5 protein-coding genes are annotated in these 5,610 nt (G+C 44.4%); 1 reads left to right on the top strand and 4 read right to left on the bottom strand.

Annotation, left to right across the window (positions count from 1 at the left end; all coding sequences use genetic code 11):
• The coding region (locus VFM80_RS05705) for a nucleotide excision repair endonuclease (protein WP_395070442.1) at window positions 1-567 on the top strand (567 nt) is incomplete at its 5' end.
• 41 nt (window positions 568-608) lie between these two features.
• Here VFM80_RS05705 and VFM80_RS05700 read toward each other — a convergent pair.
• The 4 genes from VFM80_RS05700 to VFM80_RS05685 form a co-directional block, all read right to left on the bottom strand.
• Complete coding sequence (locus tag VFM80_RS05700; protein WP_395070440.1) at window positions 609-1,262, bottom strand: nitroreductase family protein; 654 nt, start codon at window positions 1,260-1,262, stop codon at window positions 609-611.
• A gap of 140 nt (window positions 1,263-1,402) precedes the next feature.
• Window positions 1,403-2,965: a glycerol-3-phosphate dehydrogenase/oxidase gene (locus tag VFM80_RS05695; protein WP_395070438.1), complete on the bottom strand. Its 1,563-nt coding sequence runs from the start codon at window positions 2,963-2,965 to the stop codon at window positions 1,403-1,405.
• Between the two features lie 100 nt (window positions 2,966-3,065).
• Entirely contained in the window at window positions 3,066-3,944 is an 879-nt protein-coding gene (locus VFM80_RS05690; protein ID WP_395070436.1) for a patatin-like phospholipase family protein, read from the bottom strand.
• 2 nt (window positions 3,945-3,946) lie between these two features.
• Window positions 3,947-5,410 (bottom strand): YiiX/YebB-like N1pC/P60 family cysteine hydrolase, encoded by a 1,464-nt coding sequence (locus tag VFM80_RS05685; protein ID WP_395070434.1) that lies wholly within the window; start codon window positions 5,408-5,410, stop codon window positions 3,947-3,949.
• Window positions 5,411-5,610: the final 200 nt, after the last annotated feature.

Raw genomic sequence — 5,610 nt, 5'->3', positions numbered from 1 at the left:
CTGGAAAATCTGCTTATTCGTTCGCTTCGGCCGCCTTTCAATCACGCCAACAAAAAGCCGGAGACCTATTATTACATTTCCACTGCGCGCCGGGGCTATAACCGCGAATTCCGTCTTTCAATGCGGGTGCTTGATGATTACCCGAATGTGTACGGTTGCTTTAAAGGTCATCTTAAAACCCGAAAGGGACTCGGCGCCATGCTGAAATTACTCTATGTTTTGAACCGGCCCATCCGAAGTGCTACATATTTACCAAGTCAGTTGCTGAATCGCATCACACCTCAAAAATTTCATCTCAAACTGGATACCCAAACGGGCGTGTTGGTCGACCAATTTTTGAAAGGGTCATCAAGCCTGTTGGCGGATGAACTGGAAGAGCACATCCTGTCCATCAAATTCAAAGACCGCTTTACCGAGCATTACTTTGACAACGAGCTGGAACTGCTCCGCATGTTCTACACACTGGGACCGGAACGTAATTTCCGTATGAAAAAGGAGCTGGGATTGGAATCAGTGTTAATCGATCAGGATGAGATCGATGATCTGTTGGCGTTGATGAAAAAGTAGGTGGAACATCCAACAAGGAACATCGAACTTTTAAGTCAGAACTATTTAACTTCGATCCAATCCATAAAATCCCCGATCTCGCCTCTGTTCTCTGCATTTTTTCCGGTTTTGGTTTCCACGCCCTCGGGGTATTCATCCGGGAACAGAAAGACCGCCCCGAGCAGGATCTCATCTTTGGGGATACCCAAAAATTCCATCACTTTGGATTTTCGAATGACCCCGCCCGACGACCAGTAGGCATTGATACCTCTTGAAGTTGCCGCAAGCCACAGGTTTTGAATCGCCGCGCCGGTGGCTGCAATATGCTCCATATTTTTCAGGTTGGGATGAAATCTGCGGGATAACTTTCGGGTTCTTTCAGGCAGCCACGTAGCCAGTATCAATCCATCAGCCGCAGCCAGCATTTGTCGGATGCCTTCCGGAGCCTTCATTGGTTTCTCCTGATTCAAAGCCCGAAGAAAAGAACGGCAGCTTTCCCCGTCCAGTACATGAAACCGCCAGGGCTCTTTTCCTTGTAATGCATCCGACCTCTGTTCCTCATTGCTTTCATAATGAAAGGGCGCCTTCCCTGCCAACTCGATCAGTTCTTTTATGGTTTCTTTGAATTCTTCTCCTTTGGTTACCGGCAGCGGGTTTTCAGGATCTACCCTGAGCTTCAGGGTTTTGCGGGCACGAATGGATTCGTCGGTGGTCATTTAGATCTTTTTGAAATGGATTTTGATCCAAAGATAAGGAAGAAATGAATATTCAATATCCATCACGGAATATCCAATGTCCAAGTGGACTTTACTTGATCATTCCGTGTTGGGTGTTGGTTATTGGATATTCACACAATCTATTCCAAAATATAATTCTTAGCCACCTGCTTATATTCCTTCACTTCCTGTTCCACCCAGGCGTCGTCTTTGCCGAATTCTTTGGCTAGCAATCGGCCGACTTCGGGAGCCATTTCCACACTAGCTTTGGCGTCCAGCAACAGGGCCCGGGTTCTGCGGGAAAGGATATCTTCAATGGTTTGTGCCATTTCATTTCGGACTGCCCAAACTACCTCGGCTTTCAGATAGGGAAGGTCTGGGTGCAATTTTTTCCCGAGCTCAGGCTCATCTTCAATCAGTTTATTTAACGCTACTTTATCGGAACCGTACACATAGAGATGATCTTTACGATCCACATTTTTGAGCCACCCATGAATGCGAAGTTCTTTGGTAGGTGTTTCCTTTACATCCAGTCCGGCAACCAGGGCTGCCTGATCGACCGTGTCTTCCGCCATCTTACGGTAGGTCGTCCATTTCCCTCCGGCAATAGTTACCAATCCTGATTCAGATACCTGTATGTGATGGCTTCGGGAGATCTCAGAAGTGTCCTTGGCATCCGGCGGTTTTACCAGCGGACGAATTCCGGCGAACACACTTTTCACATCTTTTCGGGAAGGATCTTGAGTGAGGTATTGAGCTGCATGCCGTAATACAAATTCGATCTCTTCCTCAAGAGCAATCGGTTCTAAAATTGCTTTATCAACGGGCGTATCCGTAGTTCCGATGATCACTTTATCGTGCCATGGTACCGCAAAAAGTACGCGGCCGTCTTCGGTGTGGGGGACCATAATAGCAGAATCACCGGGCAGAAATTCCTTGTCCAAAACCAGGTGAATACCCTGTGCATATTGGATGATCTTCTTATGTCCCTCTTCATCCATCTCCAGAATATCATCCGAGAAAATTCCCGTCGCATTGATCACTACCCGGGCATTGATCTCATAGTCATCACCATTCAGCATATCCCGGACTTTCACGCCCTCTATAAAACCCTTTCCATTTTTCTCTAATCCTATCACCTTCATGTAATTCATCGGATATCCCCCCTGATCGTGCATGGTCTGTGCCAGGTTGATGGAAAGGCGTGAATCATCAAATTGTCCATCATAATAGATCACACCGCCACGCAAACCTTCGGGTTCCAGGGTTGGAATTTTTTCCAATGTTTTTTCTTTGGAAAGATTTTTCGACTTGTTGATTCCCAATTTACCTGCCAGGGCATCATAAACCTTCATTCCCACTCCATAAAACGGGCCGTTCCACCATTCATAACTCGGCACAATAAAGGACTGATGGCTCACCAAGTGAGGAGCATTTTGAATCAACAGTCCGCGTTCGTGCAAGGCTTCTATCACCAGAGAGACATCTCCTTGCTGCAGATACCGAACTCCGCCGTGTACCAGTTTTGTACTCCGGCTAGATGTTCCTTTTGAATAGTCGTGCATTTCCAGAAGCAGAGTTTTATAGCCCCTCGCCGCGGCATCCACGCCTACGCCCAATCCCGTTGCCCCGCCACCAATTACGACTACATCCCAATAGTCATTGAAGTTTTTTATGTGATCCAGAAATTCTGCTCTATTCATAACATCCATTGGTTATTCGTTAGTAGTATAATGGTTAATCGGTTTTACTAATTCCAATCTCTTTTCCTAAACCGACCATGAATCTGGTTGAATCATTTAATTAACCAAAAGCTTTGACAAAAGCTTCTCTTCCAATATCGTAAACCCGTTTTCCCTGATCAAAATCAAAAACCCCGCACGCATTTCTGGGAATCTCTATTAATTTATCCGGCTTGTGCATTTCGATGATAAGCTCAGTGAGCCGGTCTTGGGTAAAACTGAAGCTGCTATCCATTAATTCTATCAGAGAAAAAGATTCTTCCACAGCAGACAGTTCGGCTTTTGCCTTAGTTTTGCGGTTTGACTTCATTGAGTCCGGAAGCATTTTACCAAACCATTTTTGCATTTCCTCCAGTTTGTCGGGTTCCGGCTTTTTATCATATTTAGGATCAGGCCTCCCGTTTAAATTAACCGCTACAATAATTGCACCTTTTTCCTTTTTTACCAAATTTATCGGCAGGGGATTGAGCACCCCGCCATCCACAAGCACCTTGCCATCTTCCACAACGGGCACAAAAAAACCGGGCATGGAAACTGAGGCTCTTAATGCTTTATACAGATCTCCGGATCTAAAAAGCACTTCTTCGTGATGACGCATATCGGTTGCTACAGCAGTGAATGGAATTTCAAACTCCTCAATATTCTCATTTCCCGTTAAATCGAGATGCTTAGCGAATAGTTTTTCCCCTTTCACAAAACCCTGCTTAGTAAAGGTAAAATCCAGCAGATCGAATACTCCTCTTCGGGACAGGCCGGTTATCCATTTTTTGTATTCGGGGAGATGTCCTGCCGCAAAAATTCCACCAACAACCGCACCCATCGAGCATCCTATTACTTCGATAATCTCATATCCGGCTTTTTCCAATTCTTCGATTACGGCAATGTGGGCTATGCCCCGGGCACCGCCGCTTCCGAGCACTAAATGAACTTTCTTTTTCATATTTATTTGCACCCTGTTGCTTCTTCAGCCATTCTTACCAATTCCCAGTATGGAGGTGTGTAATCCTGCGTTTCTGAAAATACAGCCGCCTTTGTTCTTACTTTTTCTTTCAATGTTTCATGCCGATTTACAAATGCTTCGCTTTTGGCCGCCTGCATAGAGCTCATTCCTTCGGGAACCGGGCCTGTTTTCCCTATCAAGTTCATTAAATAGCTATATCCTTTTGCCAATCTAACTACAGGTAAAAGCCATTCGTTATAATCTATTTCTTCTCCATTTTCGGCACATACCAGCATCGCATCGATCACTGCATTATACAAGTGATCTTCAAAAAGTGCCTTTGTATCTCTCCACTCAGCAACCACGGCTAATTGGGGATCGTATTCCAGGTCGGATGGCATTTGAGTGACAAAATTTTCAACACCAAAAGTGTTTAATAATGTAACCACTCCATATGAAGATATTGTGGATTCGGATTGCCAAAGCTGAATACCATATTCTTTATACGCATATGAACCGACTTCTGAGCAAAACATGGCTTCCGGTTCAAAGAAATTCATTTTAAAATCGTAGGGAATATGTCGTTTTTGCGCCTCTTCAAACATAAACTTTGCAGCTTTATGGGGAAGCAGCGGATCCTCCTTTATTTCAGGCAGATTACTTCTTACACGAAGCACCATAAACCGTAGCTTCCGGTCATTGATATATTCCTCTGCCGTCGCAATCGCAACACCGCGCTCAATATGCGCCTCGATCAAATATGGCTCATTGGTTTCTTCCTCCACATAGATTAGAGCAACGTGAGAGAAATTACCCGGAAAATCATTCCCCCTGGAAATAAGCGCTGAAACTTCCGCTCCTCCCCGTGAAACCAACAGATCCCCGCTGTGTACTTTTATTCCTAAAATTTCAGTTGATGGGGTCACTGACCCTTCATTTTGTACATGCAAAACCGGGTCTATCTCTACTTCTGATTGAAGTAACACTTCTTCAACGGCAGCCCTCATTCCATACAGCGTTTTATATAGAGCTATCCTGGTTTCATCTCTATTAATATCCCAATCAACCGATTCATTTTTAATGATCCTTCTGCTGCGATTGTATAACTCTACAAAGTCCTGATTCGACTCTCCATATGCAGCAACCAGCGGCCCGAGTTCGAAGAATTCATTCAGCAGGGAATCAAGACGGGTGTCTTCAGGAAAAAAGGGGCTGTTTTCAAGCTCCTCCAAAAACTGATTAATGCTTGCCGTCTTGGCCTGAATGGTGTTTTCACGGGAAATTCCCGTATCCATTCTTGCTGCGTTGAACTGCTCTTCCAGCTGCTCCCATCTCTCATCCTGATTCCAAATGAATGGGTTTGCATTCGCTTTACTTTGAATTTCAATGGATGGATCTACAGGAATCATCAGCAACCCGTACAACAAAATGATCCCGAGAATAGGGTAGATAATTTTCTTATTCATGTCTCAATTTAATGAAACTCTGCTTTTACTTGGTATTTACTAAAAAGGCTGCAATTCGGTCTTTTTGTTTATCAGAAAATTCCTTTTGATAATATCTTAAAAATACCTTTGCAGTCACTTCTTTTTCCGATAATTCCGGATCTTCTTCTTTTATTCTGCTTCTAATCATTTCATAAACAGAATCCACCATTTCAGCTCCC

The sequence above is a fragment of the Gracilimonas sp. genome (assembly GCF_035704785.1).
Classification (GTDB): domain Bacteria; phylum Bacteroidota; class Rhodothermia; order Balneolales; family Balneolaceae; genus Gracilimonas.
Note: the sequence above shows the minus strand (reverse complement) of the source record. Positions and strands in the feature narration are given on the sequence as shown.